The sequence below is a fragment of the Mucilaginibacter jinjuensis genome, from assembly GCF_028596025.1.
Classification (GTDB): Bacteria; Bacteroidota; Bacteroidia; order Sphingobacteriales; family Sphingobacteriaceae; genus Mucilaginibacter; species Mucilaginibacter jinjuensis.
Window position 1 is genome coordinate 5,469,624 of the sequence record NZ_CP117167.1, and the last position, 18,984, is coordinate 5,488,607.

The window sequence follows — 18,984 nt, forward strand, 5'->3', positions numbered from 1 at the left end:
AGAAAATTCTATTCTCAAGTACCAAATTCTGGTGTAGTAATTTCACTTTCTTCAAACTCATAATCCGTTAACGGAGGGCATGAGCAAATTAAGGTACGATCGCCATAAGTATCGTTTACACGACCAACTGACGGCCAGAATTTGTATTGCGCCACATAAGGCAGCGGGAAAGCTGCTTTTTGGCGGGTATATGGGTGCTCCCACTCGTTGGCTGTAATTACAGCTGCGGTGTGCGGTGCATTTTTTAATGGGTTATCTGTTTTATCAGAAATACCTTTTTCTACACTGTCAATCTCGTAACGGATGGCAATCATGGCATCGCAGAAACGGTCAAGCTCGTGTTTAGGCTCAGATTCGGTTGGCTCAACCATTACCGTACCCGCAACCGGGAATGAAACTGTTGGTGCGTGGAAACCATAATCCATTAAACGTTTGGCGATATCAGTAACCTCAACGCCAAAGTTTTTAAATGAACGGCAATCTAAGATCATCTCGTGTGCACAACGGCCGTTAGCGCCGGTGTAAAGCACAGGATAATGAGCCTCCAGACGCGATTTAATATAGTTAGCATTCAGGATAGCATATTTGGTAGCGTTGGTTAAACCTTCGCTGCCCATCATGGCTATGTAAGCATGAGAGATGATGAGGATAGATGCAGAACCCCAAGGCGCTGCAGATACAGCTGGGATAGATTTTCCTTTATCAATATCAACCACAGCATGGCCTGGTAAGTAAGGCACTAAGTGAGCTGCTACGCCAATTGGGCCCATGCCTGGGCCACCGCCACCGTGAGGGATACAGAAGGTTTTGTGCAAATTTAAGTGGCAAACGTCGGCACCGATATTGGCAGGACTGGTTAGGCCTACCTGTGCGTTCATGTTGGCACCATCCATATAAACCTGACCACCGTTAGCGTGGATAATTTCGCAGATCTCGATGATAGATTCTTCGAACACACCGTGGGTTGATGGGTAAGTTACCATCAAACATGATAGTTCGTTTTTGTATTGCTCAGCGCGGGCTTTTAAATCAGCCACGTCGATATTACCTAACTCATCACATTTAACAACCACGATCTTCATACCAGCCATTGCTGCCGAAGCCGGGTTAGTACCGTGTGCAGATGAAGGGATCAGCGCAATGTTACGGTGGCTATCGCCCTTATCGTTATGATAAGCACGGATAACCATTAAACCTGCGTACTCGCCTTGTGCACCAGCATTTGGCTGTAAGCTCATGGCTGCAAAGCCGGTAATTTCACTTAACCAATCGTTCAGTTCGCTAAAGATCTGCATGTAGCCGCCAACCTGGTCAGTTGGTGCAAAGGGGTGCATTTTGCTGAACTCGGCCCAGGTAACAGGCACCATTTCGGTAGTAGCATTCAGTTTCATAGTACATGAACCCAAGGCAATCATCGAGTGGCATAATGAAAGATCTTTTGCCTCCAGCGATTTAATATAACGCAGCATTTCATGTTCTGAATGATGCGAGTTGAAGATTGGGTGGGTTAAGATCTCGCCTGTACGTTGCAGTTCAGTTGGGATCACAGTTTCGATGCTGCCTTTCAGTTCGTCGAAAGTTACATCGTTAATGGTTTTGCCTTTAACCTTAGCAAAGAAACGAACAATGGTTTCGATATCCTGCACGCTGGTAGTTTCATCTAAAGAGATGGTTACTACTGAACCTTTGTAGTGCAGGTTCATTTCGTTGTTCAACGCCTCGCCATGCAGTGGACCAGCTAAATGACCTAACTCAAATTTAAGGGTATCGAAGTAAGTATCGTTTAACTGCTCATAACCCAATTGTTTTAATGACTCGGCCAGTAAAACGCTTAAACCGTGGATACGCTCGGCAATTAACTTAATGCCTTGCGGGCCATGATACACGGCATACATACCAGCCATAATAGCCAATAATGCCTGCGCGGTACAAATATTTGAAGTTGCCTTATCGCGGCGGATGTGCTGCTCGCGGGTTTGCAAAGCCATACGCAATGCGTAGTTGCCCGCACTATCGATAGTTACGCCGATAATACGGCCTGGGATAGAGCGTTTGTATTCTTCCTTGGTAGCAAAAAACGCAGCGTGCGGGCCGCCAAAGCCCATTGGCACGCCAAAGCGTTGCGAAGTACCAACCACAATATCAGCACCCCATTGTCCCGGTGGCGTTAATAGTACCAAACTCATTAAGTCGGCTACTACTGTAAGTTTTATATTTTTTTGATGTGCTGCGTTGGCGAAATCAGTGTAGTTGTAAACTTGTCCGTCACCTGCAGGGTATTGAACTATGGCACCAAACATTTGGTCGGTTAGTTCAACCGTGCGGTGATCTCCAATTTGTAATTGGATACCGTAAGGCTCAGAACGTGTTTTTAAAATATCGATAGTTTGCGGGAACACATCTTCAGAAACGAAGAAAATGTTGGCTGCCGAATTTTTACGCAAGCTGTATTGCATAAACATAGCCTCGGCGGCTGCAGTACCTTCATCCAGTAAAGATGCATTGGCAATTTCCATTCCGGTTAAATCAATAACCATCGTTTGGAAGTTTAACAAAGCCTGTAAACGGCCTTGTGCAATTTCGGCCTGGTATGGCGTGTATTGGGTGTACCATCCTGGATTCTCCAAGATATTGCGCTGAATAACGCCCGGTACAATTACATCATAATAACCCTGGCCGATGTACGATTTAAACACCTTGTTTTTTGAAGCGGTTTGCTTTAGGGTGTTCAGGTAATCAAACTCACTTTTTGCTGCGGGCAGGTTAAGCGGTTTCTTTAACCTGATCTTGGCAGGCACGGTTTGCTCAATGAGCTGGTCTAATGAATCGGCCTTTACAGTTTTCAGCATTTTAGCTGTGTCTGTTTCGTTAGGCGCGATGTGTCTGGCTTGAAATTTTTCCTGGTAATTGATATTGATACTCATGTACAGAACCCCTCACGTTTTAATGCCGCAAAGGTAAGATTTTAACACTTGAGTAACAATGAGGTAAAGCAATACTTACAATAGAATTGACATTAATATTAGACCCCAAAAACGACAGATTTTGTAGAGTATGGGCCATTTTAGCCCATATTTAGATCGTCCCTACGGTACCAACCTCTTCCCCATCAGACGGGATACTTGATAATCGCTGCAAATACATCTGTATTGTATTCTCCAAACCAAAATATAAAGCATCGCTGATGAGTGCGTGGCCTATGCTTACTTCCAGTAGGCCGGGTACATTTTCGGCAAAGTATTTCAGGTTATTCAGGTCGAGGTCGTGGCCTGCATTTAAGCCTAATCCTACTTCCTGCGCTTTTTTGGCAGCAAGGATGTAAGGAGCAGCAGCCAGTTCATGCCCTTGTGCATAATGGATGGCATACCCTTCGGTGTAAAGCTCTACCCTGTCGGTACCGGTTTCAGCAGCGGCTTCAACCATTTCGGCAATAGGGTCAACAAATAAAGATACACGGATCCCGGCATCTTTAAAGCGTTTCACCATATCGGTTAGGTAAGCTTTATTGGTAATGGTATCCCAACCGTGGTTTGAGGTTAGCTGGCCTAAAGCATCGGGCACTAAGGTTACCTGGTGGGGTTTGTTGGCCAGTACCAGTTCCACAAATTTATCTTCGTCGCAATTGCCTTCAATATTAAACTCGGTAGTTAAAATCTGTTTCAGTGCGTAAACATCAGCATAACGGATGTGGCGCTCATCAGGACGAGGGTGTACGGTGATGCCCTGTGCGCCGAAAGCTTCACAATCTTTAGCAACCTGGATCAGATCGGGATTGTTGCCGCCTCTTGAATTACGCAGCGTAGCTATTTTATTGATATTAACAGATAATCGGGTCATTGTTGTAATATTGAAGTACGGAGGTAAATATCTCACAACAGTTTAACAACGCAAACATTTTTCTGATTATTTTATTTTGAAATATTGCTGATCCGCTATTTATGAAATTCAGATTACTCACCCTCTTCTTATTGTTATACACTTTGCAGGCCGGTGCGCAAGCCCGTTACACGCAGATCAAAGACTATAAAGTTTACTTCGGCTGGGCACACCACGCCCCGCAGGATTGGATGGTGATCCGCAAGTTTACCGACCGCAACAAAAGCTATTACCTGCTGGTAAACCCCCAAACGCTTGAAACCAAGATTGACGACAGCAGTTTTTACCAGGTAAAACCAATGAGTGTGGATGAAGCCAAAAATTACTTCCGCACCACTCCTTACCAAAAAGCATTACGCAAGGCCGAAAGCGCATCCATTATGATCCAGGATGCCGGGATAGAACGCGGCCTGCCTAAAGAAACCGGCATCAGTTTAACCGCAGATCTTTGCCCATCGCACAAACCTTTAGACCGCCGCATTTTTACCGATATCTTCAACGAGTTTAAAAAAGTAGAACAACCTGTACCGGTTGCCTTATCTGTAACCGGACTCTGGATGAACACGCACCATGCAGACCTGGCCTGGCTCAAAGAAATGCAGGCTAAGCATGAAATTTATATCACCTGGATCAATCACTCCTACAACCATCGCGTAAGCAAAAGCGCACCATTGAAAGAAAATTTTCTATTAGAACCAGGCACCAACATTAACTACGAAGTTTTAGAAACCGAAAAAGATATGTTGTCAAACGGTCTGTTACCATCTGTTTTCTTCCGGTTCCCGGGATTAGTGTCTGATCAGAAACTGGTTTTCAGCATCACCGATTTTGGGCTGATCCCAATCGGTACCGATGCCTGGCTGGCCAAAGGGCAGAAACCACAGGCCGGAAGCATTGTACTGATCCATGGTAACGGAAATGAACCTGTAGGTGTAAATGACTTTATCAAACTGCTGCAATCAGAAACAAAATCTATCGCCAATAAGCAGTGGTTATTATATGATCTGCGGGAGAGTGTTGATGAGGAGTTTGAGGGAGGCAATTAACACCATTCTTCTTTTTCCCCCTCACCTACTACATTTGCATCCAACAAACCTCTATAAATGAAATTCAGAACCATACTCCCCTTAAGCGCACTCGCTATTTTTATAACCGCCCAAGCCGCCGTTCATCATACAGAACCAGGCAACGCCAATTCACTGTACGATACCACTACCAGGGCTCAAATGCTCTCTAACCAGTTCAGCTTTACCGAAGGGCCGGCTACTGATAAAAAAGGCAATGTGTTTTTTACCGATCAGCCTAATAATAAGATTTGGGAATACGATACCAATGGCAAGCTTACCCTGTTTATGGATAGTGCCGGCCGAAGTAACGGGATGTATTTTGATAAAAAAGGCAACCTGATTTCGTGTGCCGATGAGCATGACGAACTATGGTCTATCGCACCCGATAAAAAGGTGACTGTACTGGTAAAGTCATTCGGCGGCAAATTATTGAATGGTCCTAATGATGTGTGGGTTGACCGTAACACCGGCGGCATTTATTTTACCGACCCCTACTATCAGCGCGATTACTGGACCCGCCAAACTTCTGACTTAGATGGCATGAAGGTTTACTATCTACCCAAAGGCGCTAAAGAAGCTATCATTGTAAACGATCAGCTAAAAAAGCCTAATGGCATTACCGGTACGCCCGACGGCAAATATTTATACGTAGCCGATATTAACGGCAATAAGACCTATCGTTTTACCCGCCAGGCTGATGGCTCATTAACAGACCAACAAGTCTTTGTAAACCAGGGATCGGACGGGATGACGATTGATGCTCTGGGTAATATTTACCTGTGCGGTAAAGGCGTAACGGTTTATAGTCCGGCTGGTGTTAAAATAGCTCATATTGATATACCAGAACCCTGGACAGCTAACATCTGCTTTGCCGGGAAGAATAAGGATGTATTGTTTATGACCGCTTCGAAAGCGATTTATACTTTGAAGATGAAGGTGAAGGGGGTAGAGTAATCTACCCGATAAATGGAGGGATGTCATGCTGAGCCCCGTCGAAGCATGGTGCAAATGGCCTACGCTTATCCTTCGACGGGGCTCAGGATGACAGCGCTCTTTGTATAATATCAAATCAATAATACCTATGCAACCCGATTACCTAACCAGCGCCCGCAAGCAATTTGAATACTACAAAATGCTGGGCGAAAAAACGTTCGAGCAACTTAGTGATGAGCAGCTTTTCTGGCAGTACAATCCCGAAAGTAACAGCATTGCCACTATTGTAAAGCACTTATGGGGCAATATGCTTTCGCGATGGACTGACTTCTTAACCACCGATGGCGAGAAACCCAATCGCGACCGCGAAACTGAATTTGATAACGATATTAAAGACCGAGCCGAACTTCTGCAAAAATGGAACGAAGGCTGGCAATGTTTACTCAATGCGATCGATTCTATCAATGCGGAGAATATCGACACTACCATCTATATCCGCAACATGGGGCATACGGTTACCGAAGCCATTAACCGGCAACTGGCGCATTACCCGTATCACGTTGGCCAAATTGTTTTTATCGGTAAAATGGTGATGAACGAGCAGTGGAAATCGCTATCTATTCCACGTGGCAATTCGGCAGCATATAATGCAAGCAAATTTGCTCAGCCAAAGCATAAAGAACATTTTACGGATGAATTTTTGGGTGAGGAGAAGGAGGAATAATACTTCACTAACGTCATCCCGAATTTATTTCACTGTTGTCCGGTAAACGATTTTTTTGAAAAAGATAAGGGGTAGCTTTTCGGCTACCCCTTTTTTGTGTTGATATTAGAGTTACCACACTTCAATATTCAACATGGGCAAAAGTACTTTTTTTACCGGACAGCCGGTATTGAATCAGCTGCTGAATTTGATTGACCGCAATTCAGTAAAGGCATTGGCAAGAGCGGGACAATATGACCGTTATTATCGTTATTTTGATACGCATACACATTTAGTCACCATGCTTTATTGTGTGTTAAACAAGTGTACAAGCAGCCGGGAAGTGGTTAGCGGGATGAAAGCCTGTAGTAATAAACTCGAACATGCAGGTATACAAAAGGCGCCGGGAAGGAGCACACTATGCGATGCCAATATGAAACGTTCCTATAAGGTTTTCGAGTTATTATATGAGCAGATTTATCGCAGGCATAAGCAACTTTTACCGGACAGCCGGTCGGTAAATAACCTCAAACTTTTTATAGCGGATGCCTCTACCATCACTTTGTTTCAACAAATACTCAAAGCCCCCAGTCCGGGTAAGCTCAACGGTAAAAGGAAAGGCGGTATTAAAGTACATACGCTGATCGATGCAACCGATGACGTTGCCATTCAGGTTAGTTTCACGGCAGCGAGTGCAAATGATATGACCTTTCTAAAGGAGATCAACCTGGAAGCCGGTTCATTTATCGTTTTTGATAAAGGCTATGTAGATTACAGTCAATATGAACGTTTAACTAATGAAGGGGTATTTTTTGTCACCCGCCAGAAAAAAGATGCCCGGTATGTGGTTACTGGTTCAAATGAAGTTAGCCCTGAAGACAAGGCATCTGGTATAATTGCTGACCGTTTGATCACCCTCGGCACACGCACCCATCGTAAAAAAATCAAGCTTAAAAGCCGTCAAATTACCTTTTTCGATAAGCAAAAAGCCAGAAAATTTGAATTCCTCACTAATAACTTTTCATTATCACCACTACAGATAGCTGATCTTTATAGAAAACGCTGGCAAATCGAGATCCTGTTTAAAAGGATCAAACAAAACTTCCCCCTCAAATACTTCCTGGGAGACAATGAAAATGCGATCAAGATCCAAATATGGGGTGCTTTTATTGCCGACCTGCTCATTAAACTTGTACAGGTTCAACTTAAAAGGAAATGGGCTTTCTCCAATTTGAGTGCTATTATCAGGTTACATCTGATGAGTTATATACATCTATTCAATTTTCTGAACGATCCTGAAAGGCTGTCCACTACAATCACCGGGGAAAAGCAATTAAAATTAGGGGGCTCACAATTTGGTTTTAAAACTTAATCCCTCTAAAACCCACTCAATGCCTCTTTTACTATCTCCTTCATTTTTTACCGGACAACAGTGAATTTATTTCGGGATCCCACAGAACAAGTAGCAAACTTTGCATATCCGCTTAGCAAGTGGGGTGCTGAAACAAGTTCGGGATGACGTGATTTGAAATATCACCACTCAATTGTAAACAAACCCAATCCATTCTTTCCCCTTCCCAATTTTCCCTTTACTTTGCAGCTTAATAATAACACAGAAATATGGCTACCATTTGGGCGCACCTTGCGGGTTATAGTGTAAACGAGCATCTGCCGGTTAAAAACGGCAAGGCTAAATATGTTAAGTTTTGGATGATAGCCGAAGGCAGGTTACAGGTTCGCGAAATTGGTGATAGCTATTTAACCAATATAGTATCGGCAGAGTATGAGTTTGGCGGCAAGGTAATTTCTGAAATGACCATTAACGGCACACTGGTATTGGTTGTTGATGCCCGTGAAATGCAGTTTTATATCGAAAATGGCCGGGCTTCTGAAGGCGTGATTAACAACGGCTATTTCGGCAAGTTTGTAAAGGGAAAAGGACGCTTAACCCTGGGCGAATATCCCTATAACATGGGTGTGGAAGAAGTTAAAGTTATTCCACAGCAAATTGTTAAAGTTACTATTCCGCAAAACAAGATTTTGCATAACGAAAATACTACATCAATCCCCATGTACCTATCGCCCGATGAATACACGGAGGCGGATACGCAAGTTATAAATGAAATAACAGATGATGGAGATGAGGCTTTTTACCTCATCCAATATCAATTAAGCTAAGCTATTACCTTACTTCTTTCAGCGCCGAATCCATAACCGCCCATATTTTATTTGAATAAGGTAAAGGCGAAGCTTCAAAAAAGATATAGTTACCTCTCTGGTGAATTTTGAAGTTCAATGTTATTGGAGTTTGCGTCATATAATCGAGCATGTGCAACTCGCCTTCAAAAGCTTTTTTCCCGGCAGCAACATTGGGGATGCTATGTAGGTTTACCGTTACGGGGATGGTATGGGTACTATCTATTTTGGCGTCCTTTAAATTACTTTTCACCAATCCTGTATAGTAATACTTTAAACAGGTTTCAATATCTGCCTGCGTAAGTGGTTCATTACTTTCTAAAGTCCACAGGTAACAGTAAGTCCAGTAACCGTCACCTTTCTTTTTGCTCCAGCCGGGCGAAAAACGGATATCCTCAATCCCTTTAATCGGCAAACCAGGCGCAAATACAGGCGGCAGGGCAAAGCGTTCTACCGTCCAATCCGGTGGTGCATTTAGTAAGTATACAGTTTGGCAAAAGCCATCGTTACACTTCGACAGCAGGAAAAACAGGAACATGAAAAACAACTTGATACGCATAATGATGGTGTTTAAGGTTGCACCATCTAAGCTACTCCTATCAGTTGTAAAAATATGTTATTTAATGTTAAAGAAGGTTAAAACCCCTCCCTAACCCGCCCCTTTGGGGAGGGTTAGGGAGGGGTAGTTTTTAATAGAATTTCGGTAGCGGATTCAATCTCGTATCCTGGCGTTGGTGCCAGTACGGATAAATCGGATCTTTATAGCTGGCGTCATCCAGTTTTTTTACCTGCTCGGTAGTAAGGTTCCATCCTACTGCGGCAAGGTTTTGTTTCAGTTGCTCTTCGTTACGTGCACCTATTACCAGGTTGGCTACTGTTGGGCGTTGCAGCAACCAGTTTAGTGCTACCTGCGCTACGCTTTTGCCAACTTCTTCGGCTACTTCGTCTAAAGCATCAACAATTTTGTATAGATGTTCAAAATCTGTTTCCGGACCATGGCTACCACCCTGACTGCGGCGGTTATCCTGGGGGATCGGTTGGCCTCTGCGGAATTTACCGCCCAATTGTCCACTTGCCAACGGGCTCCATACGATGGTTCCTACTTTTTGGTCGATACCCAATGACATCAATTCCCACTCAAACTCGCGATCTAATAATGAATAGTACGCCTGGTGGCCTACATAACGTGCCCAGCCATAACGCTCTGATATCGAAAGCGATTTCATTAAATGCCAGCCCGAAAAATTAGAGCAGGCAATGTAACGTACTTTACCGCTGGTTACCAGGTCGTCTAATGCGCGCAGGGTTTCTTCAACCGGGGTATTCCCGTCGAAACCGTGCAGGTGGTAAATATCAATATGGTCGGTTTGTAAACGTTTTAAACTGTTGTTTACCGATTCGATGAGGTGAAAGCGTGATGAACCATAATCATTCGGCCCTTCACCCATTCTGAAAGTTGCTTTGGTCGAAATTAATACGCGGTTACGCAACCCTTCCAAAGCCTGACCTAAAATTTCTTCAGAGATCCCGCTCGAGTAAACATCGGCAGTGTCGAACAAAGTAACCCCGGCATCAAGGCAAAGGTGAATCAGTTTTTTGGCATCATCGAGCTGGGTGTTGCCCCAGGCTTTAAAAAATTCGTTACCGCCGCCAAAGGTAGCCGTGCCGAAACTTAGTACCGGCACATGCAGTCCCGAGGCACCTAATTGTCTGTATTCCATAGTGTGTGGTTAAAAGATGAAAAAATTATACGCCCGGTCCGTACATAACCAAGCGTATATCTCAAATTTAACAGCCTTGTGTTAACTTGTGTGTCACGGTAATGAAAAGAAATGAAATTAGGAGGATGGGGGCATAAGAACGTGTCTTAATCTTTAAGCAGCCACTCTTGTTTACCGGTATTCAGATCGTATTTAAAAATACCTTTAGACATACCGACATAAGCAAGATTATTTTTAATTACAATTGATGTTGGATAGAGTGCGTTCCAAATGCCTTTTTCAACTAACGGAATGATGCTTTTTGCAGTGTCAATCTTTAAAAGGCTTTTAGATGTAACAATAACAAAATTATCCTGAGCATCTACTGCAATTGCGGCAGCGGCTGTTGGTAATTTTAGATATTGGCTTGCTTGCCATTTGCCATTAATCCTTTCAATATCAATAATGCTACCCTCTGACATACCCATGTGAGCAACGCCCTGGATAGCGTAATTTTTATTATTTCTTTTTACAAATTGCACAATCTCATCATCCGATATTTTATACTGCTGTTTACCATCATTTGAAAACCAATATAAACATCCACCCCATTCTCCTGCAAAGAACCCTACCAAATAGCCATCATCTACTTTCAAAACAGAGCGTTCTCCATGCGCGTTTTTTATTTCATCTTTAGGTAATTTGATCTTAAAGGGAATCAGGCCACTATCTGTAATAAGGTCATGGTTAATTACATGCACTTCATTATTTTGTAAGAACACATTCCACTTGACGGATGCAAAGCCTAATTTATAAATTGAATCTTTATTAGTAGGCACGGGATAAGTATGCCAATTGGCTACCAATGCTGTATCCGTTTGTGTTGAGCACGATTCCAGATTTATAACACAGATTAGGATAATAATTATCCGGTTAAGCATTTCAATTGATTTGATAATGCAATTACATGAATAAAGAGCATATCATCAATATCCTCTCACAAATACTTAATTTCGATCTTAATAACAATCTTTGCTCTCATGCTCGATTTCCGTTTGCAAGTGTTTTATACCGTAGCCCGGCGGCTTAACTTTACCAAAGCTGCTGCCGAGTTATTTATTACGCAGCCCGCGGTAACCAAGCACATTAAAGAGCTGGAGAGTCAGTTTAAGGTTTCCCTTTTCGAGCGAAGCGGCAACAAGAAGATCAGCCTCACTCCTGCCGGTGAAATCTTATTACAGCATGTGCTACAAATCCTCAACGTTTACCGGGAACTGGAATATGATATGAACCTGCTGGTAAAACAGCACGGCGGCCATCTGCGTATTGGCGCAAGCACAACGGTAGCGCAATATGTAATACCACCGGTACTGGCTCAGTTTCACAAAAAGTTTAAAGATATACAGGTTCAACTCATTACCGGTAATACCGAAGAGGTAGAGCAGGCATTATTAAATAAGGAGATTGAAATTGGCATTATAGAAGGCATATCGCGCAACCCGCAAATTAAATACGAAGAATATTTGGAGGACGAACTGGTACTGGTGAGCGCGACTAATAATACTATGCTAAAAAAGGATGTATTAAAACCCGAAGAATTAAAGAACTATGCATTGTTATTGCGCGAACATGGCTCGGGTACTTTAGACGTAATAACCCACGCCCTGAAAAAGCACAATATTAAACTGGCCGATCTGCAAATAGAAATGCAGCTGAGTGATACCGAAAGCATAAAATCGTATCTGCTGCATAGCAATTGCCTGGCGTTTTTATCGGTACACAGTATTTTAAATGAACTAAGGAATAACGAATGCCGGATAGTGGATGTAAAAGGGTTGAGTATCGAACGGCCTTTTCATTTTATCCAGCAACACGGGCAACCGCATTCGCTGGCCGAACTGTTTATGCGCTTTGCACGCACTTATAAACCGAACTAATTATGATTGAATTGATAAAACAACCCTGGCCCTGGTACGTAGCCGGTCCGCTGATTGGGCTGGTAGTGCCTGCTTTACTTTTGCTGGGCAATAAGACTTTTGGCATATCGTCTTCACTGCGACATATCTGTGCAGCCTGTATCCCGGCTAATATTTCGTTTTTTAAATACGACTGGAAGAAAGAAAGCTGGAACCTCTTCTTTGTACTGGGAATTGCGCTGGGCGGCTTCATTGCCACTTACTTTCTGTCGAATCCCGGCCAGGTTGGGATAAACCCAGCTACCATCACAATCCTGCAACACGAGGGTGTTAAAGATTTCAGCGGATTATTGCCTGCTGATATTTTCAGCTTCGGCCAATTATTTACGCTGCGCGGGTTGGTATTTATGGTAGTTGGCGGTTTTCTGGTGGGCTTTGGTACGCGGTACGCAGGTGGCTGTACTTCCGGGCATGCCATTATGGGCATCTCGTCTTTGCAGTGGCCGTCGCTGATGGCAACTATTTGCTTTATGGTTGGTGGCTTTGTATGCACCTGGTTTATTTTACCTTATTTACTTCAATTGTAACAGTATGCGCAACATTAAATATCTTATCATCGGCATGCTATTCGGCATTATACTCATTAAATCGCAGGTGGTATCCTGGTTCCGTATCCAGGAAATGTTCAGGCTGCAAGCTTTTCACATGTATGGTATTATTGGTAGTGCCATTGTGGTTGCCATGATCTCCATTCAGATCATCAAACGTTTCCACATCAAAACCATCAACCACGAAACCGTTGTTATCCACGACAAAAAATTTCACTGGGGTAATGTATGGGGCGGCTTAATCTTCGGCCTCGGCTGGGCAATTACCGGCGCATGCCCCGGTCCGCTGTTTGCGCAAATTGGCAGCGGCTTTCTGGTAATTAGTGTAACGTTACTAAGCGCTATTACCGGCACCTGGGTTTATGGTTTGTTGAGGGATAAATTGCCGCATTAATTAGCTATTTATTCAAAGTAATAGCCAGGCCTTTACGTAAAGTGTTATGAATTTCGGCTATCCTATCGGTATGATCTATTAATTCATTAATTACTTCTGCGGGTGCATCCGAAATAACGTTTGCCTTGTAACTAAAATTTGAGCCGGGTTCACCATCTGCGCCAAACTCGCCTGTAAAATCAACTCCTACACCTGTTACCTTAATATCTCTTTTTGCGGCTTCGCGATAAATATCATTACAGAAACAGGTAGCCAGAGAAAGCAATAACAATTCGGCTCCATTAATGGACGAGCCATAGCCTGTAACTTTGGGTTCTATGTGTACTTCTTTTGCCGCATCATTGGTTTGAACCGAGATTTTATGCTGATTTAACTTGCTATCTATACTTGCCGAAATTTTCATGATTGGTGATCAATGGTTTATGATTAACAAATTTATTAATAGGCAATTAAGTATAAAAAATAATTACAAGAAGTAAATATCTATTACTTTAAGTTATCAAACATAGGATTTAATGATAAAAATACAATCGTAAATTGATAGACATTTGAAGTATCAAAACAAAACAAGGTTATGGATACTTCAAATCAAATCGGCAAAACAAGCAGCGCATTGCTGTTTAATATGAATGATAATACACGTAAAGTGATTTTCATTTTCGGCATTGCGCTGTGTTTAACGCCGTTTATTAGTCCGGCGGTTGCGCTTTTAATGGGCTTGGTAGTTGCTCAATTTATCGGTCACCCTTATTTGCATCTTAATCATAAGGCCACCCATATTCTATTACAGGTTTCTGTGGTGGGTTTAGGCTTTGGGATGAATGTGCATAGCGCCATGCAGGCCGGTAAAGAAGGTATACTATTTACCATCGCCTCTATCAGCGGCACTTTAGTTTTCGGTTACCTGATGGGTCGCTGGTTAAACATCGAGAAAAAAACATCATATCTTATCTCAGCCGGGACTGCCATTTGCGGCGGTAGTGCCATTGCAGCAATTTCACCGGTAATTAAGGCTGAAGAAAAGCAGATCTCGGTTGCACTAGGCTGTGTGTTTATCCTCAATTCTATAGCACTGTTTGTGTTTCCGGTTATCGGCCATCACTTCAACCTGTCACAAACCCAGTTTGGTTTATGGTGTGCTATCGCAATACATGATACCAGCTCTGTAGTCGGCGCAGCTGCCAAATATGGCCCGCATGCTTTAGAAGTAGCCACTACCGTTAAACTGGCCAGGGCATTGTGGATTATCCCCGTAGCCTTTATGTCGACCTTTATTTTCAAGAATAAATCAAAAAAGATCAAGATACCTTATTTCATCGGCCTGTTTATATTAGCGATGGTGGTTAATACTTACATCCCGGCGGTAAGTATGATAAGCCCTTATTTAATTATGATTGCCAAGGCGGGTTTAACCTTGACCTTATTTTTAATTGGCGCAGGTTTATCACGCAAGGTGCTGGCATCAGTTGGTGTTAAACCACTGGCGCAGGGCGTTGCCCTTTGGATCTTAATATCAACCACAGCCTTATATGCGGTTATGCACCTGGCTTAATAAATTCTATATAAACAAGAAGCCCTAAATGCTAAACATTTAGGGCTTCTCTATTTATGTTAGTTTGGTGCTTACATCATGCTTAAGCTACTGCCGGGTTGAATTTTCAACAGCTTTAAATTGTTCTTTAATGCATCGGCTTTAACAGCTTGCCCGTTCTTGTTGTAGTAGGTAATTAACCATGGATAGACCTTAAAAATATAAGGATTGTATTTAATGGCCTTTTCATAACTCACGGCTGCCAGTTCGGGCTGGGCAGCCTCCAGTATTTTACCCTGGGTGTAAGCATAATCGCTCAAATAAGCCTGACTACCGGTAAGCGGGAAAGCTTTCAGTATTTCTGTAGCTTCAGCGGCTTTGCCGGTAGCGTTAAGTAAACGGATATAATACAAGCCGTTTTCATCTTTAGAATTTTTAAATTTAGTAGCGACCGGTAAATATTTGGTTACCGAATCTTTTTGGCCCAGCTCGTTATAATAAGTTGCGATTTGCAGGTTAAACCATGCGCTGCCCTCGCCCCCGGCTTTTAAAATACGTTGGGCCTGTTGCAAAGTTTCTATGGCTTTAGGGTATTGCTTATTGGCAGCCAAAGCTTCGGCATACATACTGCGGAACTCGAAGTTTTGCGGTTTCTGTTCTACCAGATGTTGTAACTCTGCAATCGGTTCGGGGTAACCCAGTTCCGACTTATTAACATCCACAAATGCAGCCGCATCATCGCGCTGGTCTCTTAAATAGGTTGATACCGATGCGCCGTTTTTTGCATAATAAGCCGCTGCATCAATTGCCTCGGCAATCAAACCGTTATCGCGGTACATTTCGCGCAGTTGCCTGTTAATGCCAGCCTGCTCCATATAATCGTCTTCTATTTTGGCGGCTTTATTTAAATAATCTGCCTGCTGGCTTACGGCAGTGGGCTGATCTATCAACCCGGCATTATACTGCGCCTCTGCTAAATCAGCATGGGCTACATAAATCGGGGCGTAATTTGGGTTAACCGCTTCGGCCTTTTGCAACCATTGTGCAGCCGATGCAAAGTCTTTTCGTTTGGTTTTTAAATGCGAGTAGGCCAGGTAAACCGGCAGGTACTTACTATCATAAGTAAGCGCGGTATCCAGATAAGCTGCGGTTTTTGTTGAATCCTTTCTCCTGGCCGAACGGTTGCTTAAGTTCAGATAAACCTCGGCCCAGTTACTGGCCATAGCGCTTTTATCGCCTGCCAGGTAAGCACGCTGGCGTTTAACCAGTTTGTCGATAAACTCGTACATGCCGGGGTCTTTAGCAATCAGGTCGGCGCGGGTATTCATCGATTTAAAATCAAGTGGATGCACCTTTACCGGTTCAAAATAAGCAGGGTAAGTTTGCGCCAGGTACTCCGATTCATTATTTTGTGAGTAGTAATCTAATGTACGATGCTCGGCCATGGCTTTGTAATAATGCGCCCTTACCGCACGGGTCTCCTCGTCGGTAAACACTCTCCCGTCATACAAGTGGGTGTATTCGTGCAAAATAACATTACGCTCCTCGTAGGCGCCGCGTTCTACATACTCAATATCGGCTGCGCCGCTACCCACACCGCGAATATCCATCCACTGACGGTTATCAAACGTGGTTGAATACCGGAAACTTGGCGATTTCATGGTTATCGCCAAATCGATATGCAAGGGCGAAACCCTAAAAGCATTGCCCTCTTTAGCCAAAAACGGAAAATAAACCTTAGCCGCATACAGCTGGTTATAAACCATAGCCTTAGCCAAATGGCCGGGGTAGTACGATACATCAGGAAATACTTTAAGGAAGTTTTTTTCATCGGCTATCTTCAGCGTATTCAGCACATGGGTTACAGAATCGTAAAGGTACAGGTATGGAATACGTTTTGATTTAATAACCGCTGCCAAACCATTATGAGCCGGACCATAATGCTTTTTGCGAGCCAAAATCTGGCGGAATATTTTCTCTGCCGAATCCAGCCTCAGCTTCCTGTTAGTATCAAAAGCGCTGTAATACAGCGAGCCGCGGTGCATCAACGGTAACACCGAATTCGGATATTTTTTTTGGATAACATGGGTGAAGGCAATGGCTTCGTTAATTTTATTGGCACTGAACAAAGAATCGGCAGGCGCTAAAGCTTTTCTTACTTCTTCATCATTTTTTTCGGCATAATCGGCATAGGTTAAGTTGGTATGCCCATTACCCCAATGCCAGTTGGTAGAAAAATGCAGCGGATTTACAGCCAAGGCGATTTCCCATTGTGCAGCCATTGCATTTAACTGAGTGGCATCAATGCGGCGCCAAATGGCATAACCATAGCTAAAGCGGGCATCGGCATTATACGGGTCGATGGCTAATGATTTTTTCAAGGGAGCCTCTGCCTGATCGGCGTGCTGGTTCCAGAAATAAACATCGGCCTCTAATAAATAAGCACCTGCGTTTTGGGCATTTTTAGCTTCCAGTTTTTTGGCGATATCTAAAGCCTGCGGATATTTTTTCTGCAGCAATAAGGCACGGCCCATCAATAGTTCAGTTTCTTCCTGGTTATGGTTGCGTGCCAGCGATTTTTTGCACGTAGCAATGGCTTGCGGTAAACGCCAGGCCTGGATCTGTAAATATGCTTTCAGCCGGATAGCTTTTTCGTTAGTACCTTTTGTGGCTAAAACGCTATTCACTAAAAGTTCGGCGTTTTTAAAATCGTTATTTAAGATGAGGTAGTCGGCCCTTAATAATTTGTAATCGGCTGATGAGAGGTTACCCGCATTAATCAGTTGCAGCGCTTTATCCCATACGCCAAGTTTCAGCATATTGCTAATCAATGCAATTTGTGCGGGGCCTTTTACGGTTGGCTGCTGTACCAATTGTGCCTGAATAGTTTTGAGATCACGGAGTGCCAATACCGCACTATCGGGGTTAAGGGACTGGGCTTTTACAACGTTAGCCGTAACCGGTAACAGCAACACAACATAAATAAGCAAGCGCTTCATACGGATCTGATTTTTGCTACAATATAAAGCATGAATTTCAGCAATGCTAAAAAACACCTGCCATTTACCTATAATATTTTAATTACAAAGTGGCCTAAATGACGGAAAATTGAGCATCCTTCACACCAAAATATAGTATATTAAGATCGATTTTTTTCTGTTGATTATCAAGCCGATAAAGCATTGATGTAGATTAAGGTTAAACAATCCTGTCATTATTTAAGTTACAGTTAATAAAAAATCGAGAAAGTATTTATTTTAACGTGCAGCATATCGAATAAACATTACTTATTTATTAACAGAAACTATCATTTTTAAATACTTACAACCATGAAAAAGTCCTTTTTAATAGTAGCCGCATCTTTATTCACGTGCTTTACTGCCGGTACTGTTTTTGCACAAACACAAGATACCGTACACAAAACCACAACTACTACCACTACAACAACCACCACTACCCCTGCGCTGGATGTTGCAACCATACTAACTGCCAATCCCGATTACTCTACAGCAGCCACTGCAGTTAAAACAGCAGGACTGGATGTTACCTTAAAAGGCGTTGGCCCGTATACGGTTTTCGCCCCAAACAACGTAGCATTTAGCAAACTGCCCGCCGGTGATCTGGACAACTTAATGAAAGACCCAACCAAATTGGCCACCTTGTTAAAAGGCCACGTAGTAACCGGCCACTATACCAAAGCCGAAATTATTAAAGCATTAACCGCAGGTAAAGGTAAAGCTACCTTAACCACGCTGGATGGCCAGGTGTTAACCCTTTCTGTTAGCCCTAATAAAACTTTGCAATTAACCAATGCAGCAGGCAGAAGTGCCGAAGTTGTTTTATATGACATGGTTGGTACCAACGGCGTTGTAAACGGCATTAACGGTGTATTGAAATAATACACCCTTTTTAACCAACAGCAAAAACCCCAATAGCCCTAAAGCTATTGGGGTTTTGCATTTTATCCCACACAACACCAGCAAATTACTGCATTATAATGCTTCTAAAAAGTGACTAAGATCATATTTTAAGCTGACACCCATCATGGTACAGGTAGTGC

General features: G+C 43.1%; 17 protein-coding genes. 10 read left to right on the forward strand and 7 right to left on the reverse strand.

What is annotated here, in order from left to right; all coding sequences use genetic code 11:
* Positions 1–14: 14 nt before the first annotated feature.
* Together gcvP and PQO05_RS23640 are read right to left on the reverse strand one after the other, a co-directional pair.
* On the reverse strand, positions 15–2,924 hold the full coding sequence (gcvP, locus tag PQO05_RS23635; protein ID WP_273629915.1) for an aminomethyl-transferring glycine dehydrogenase: 2,910 nt from the start codon (positions 2,922–2,924) through the stop codon (positions 15–17).
* A 151-nt stretch (positions 2,925–3,075) separates the two neighbouring features.
* Positions 3,076–3,837, reverse strand: coding sequence for a pyridoxine 5'-phosphate synthase (locus tag PQO05_RS23640; RefSeq protein WP_273629916.1), 762 nt, complete (start codon positions 3,835–3,837; stop codon positions 3,076–3,078).
* A 101-nt stretch (positions 3,838–3,938) separates the two neighbouring features.
* On the opposite strand from PQO05_RS23640, the gene PQO05_RS23645 reads away from it, so the two are divergent.
* From PQO05_RS23645 to PQO05_RS23665, 5 genes are all read left to right on the forward strand, one after another.
* A complete protein-coding gene (locus PQO05_RS23645; RefSeq protein ID WP_273629917.1) occupies positions 3,939–4,922 on the forward strand; it encodes a polysaccharide deacetylase family protein in 984 nt (327 codons plus the stop codon).
* A 57-nt stretch (positions 4,923–4,979) separates the two neighbouring features.
* Positions 4,980–5,897 carry an SMP-30/gluconolactonase/LRE family protein gene (locus PQO05_RS23650; RefSeq protein WP_273629918.1) on the forward strand — a complete coding sequence of 306 codons (918 nt, stop codon included), beginning with the start codon at positions 4,980–4,982 and terminating at the stop codon, positions 5,895–5,897.
* Positions 5,898–6,024: 127 nt separating this feature from the next.
* Entirely contained in the window at positions 6,025–6,600 is a 576-nt protein-coding gene (locus PQO05_RS23655) for a DUF1572 domain-containing protein (RefSeq protein ID WP_273629919.1), read from the forward strand.
* Between the two features lie 133 nt (positions 6,601–6,733).
* A complete protein-coding gene (locus PQO05_RS23660; protein ID WP_273629920.1) occupies positions 6,734–7,951 on the forward strand; it encodes an IS4 family transposase in 1,218 nt (405 codons plus the stop codon).
* A gap of 248 nt (positions 7,952–8,199) precedes the next feature.
* Positions 8,200–8,757 carry a hypothetical protein gene (locus PQO05_RS23665; RefSeq protein WP_273629921.1) on the forward strand — a complete coding sequence of 186 codons (558 nt, stop codon included), beginning with the start codon at positions 8,200–8,202 and terminating at the stop codon, positions 8,755–8,757.
* A gap of 4 nt (positions 8,758–8,761) precedes the next feature.
* Here PQO05_RS23665 and PQO05_RS23670 read toward each other — a convergent pair whose 3' ends face one another.
* The 3 genes from PQO05_RS23670 to PQO05_RS23680 form a co-directional block, all read right to left on the reverse strand.
* Positions 8,762–9,334, reverse strand: a complete 573-nt coding sequence (locus tag PQO05_RS23670) for a hypothetical protein (RefSeq protein ID WP_273629922.1) — start codon at positions 9,332–9,334, stop codon at positions 8,762–8,764.
* Between the two features lie 130 nt (positions 9,335–9,464).
* Positions 9,465–10,496 (reverse strand): aldo/keto reductase, encoded by a 1,032-nt coding sequence (locus PQO05_RS23675; RefSeq protein ID WP_273629923.1) that lies wholly within the window; start codon positions 10,494–10,496, stop codon positions 9,465–9,467.
* A 146-nt stretch (positions 10,497–10,642) separates the two neighbouring features.
* On the reverse strand, positions 10,643–11,314 hold the full coding sequence (locus PQO05_RS23680) for a hypothetical protein (protein WP_273629924.1): 672 nt from the start codon (positions 11,312–11,314) through the stop codon (positions 10,643–10,645).
* Between the two features lie 201 nt (positions 11,315–11,515).
* Between PQO05_RS23680 and PQO05_RS23685 the strand changes: the two genes are divergently transcribed.
* The 3 genes from PQO05_RS23685 to PQO05_RS23695 are packed head-to-tail and all read left to right on the forward strand — an operon-like array spanning position 11,516 to position 13,393.
* Positions 11,516–12,412, forward strand: coding sequence for a LysR substrate-binding domain-containing protein (locus PQO05_RS23685; RefSeq protein ID WP_273629925.1), 897 nt, complete (start codon positions 11,516–11,518; stop codon positions 12,410–12,412).
* 2 nt (positions 12,413–12,414) lie between these two features.
* Positions 12,415–12,978, forward strand: coding sequence for a YeeE/YedE family protein (locus PQO05_RS23690; RefSeq protein WP_273629926.1), 564 nt, complete (start codon positions 12,415–12,417; stop codon positions 12,976–12,978).
* 4 nt (positions 12,979–12,982) lie between these two features.
* Positions 12,983–13,393, forward strand: a complete 411-nt coding sequence (locus tag PQO05_RS23695) for a DUF6691 family protein (protein ID WP_273629927.1) — start codon at positions 12,983–12,985, stop codon at positions 13,391–13,393.
* Between the two features lie 4 nt (positions 13,394–13,397).
* On the opposite strand, the gene PQO05_RS23700 is transcribed toward PQO05_RS23695, so the two are convergent.
* Complete coding sequence (locus PQO05_RS23700) at positions 13,398–13,796, reverse strand: OsmC family protein (RefSeq protein WP_273629928.1); 399 nt, start codon at positions 13,794–13,796, stop codon at positions 13,398–13,400.
* A gap of 171 nt (positions 13,797–13,967) precedes the next feature.
* Here PQO05_RS23700 and PQO05_RS23705 point away from each other — a divergent pair, with 171 nt between their 5' ends.
* On the forward strand, positions 13,968–14,945 hold the full coding sequence (locus tag PQO05_RS23705) for a YeiH family protein (RefSeq protein ID WP_273629929.1): 978 nt from the start codon (positions 13,968–13,970) through the stop codon (positions 14,943–14,945).
* 71 nt (positions 14,946–15,016) lie between these two features.
* Here the strand turns inward: PQO05_RS23705 and PQO05_RS23710 are convergent, their stop codons facing one another.
* Positions 15,017–17,923, reverse strand: coding sequence for a tetratricopeptide repeat protein (locus PQO05_RS23710; RefSeq protein WP_273629930.1), 2,907 nt, complete (start codon positions 17,921–17,923; stop codon positions 15,017–15,019).
* Positions 17,924–18,253: 330 nt separating this feature from the next.
* Here PQO05_RS23710 and PQO05_RS23715 point away from each other — a divergent pair, with 330 nt between their 5' ends.
* Positions 18,254–18,823 (forward strand): fasciclin domain-containing protein, encoded by a 570-nt coding sequence (locus tag PQO05_RS23715; protein ID WP_273629931.1) that lies wholly within the window; start codon positions 18,254–18,256, stop codon positions 18,821–18,823.
* Positions 18,824–18,984 lie beyond the last annotated feature (161 nt).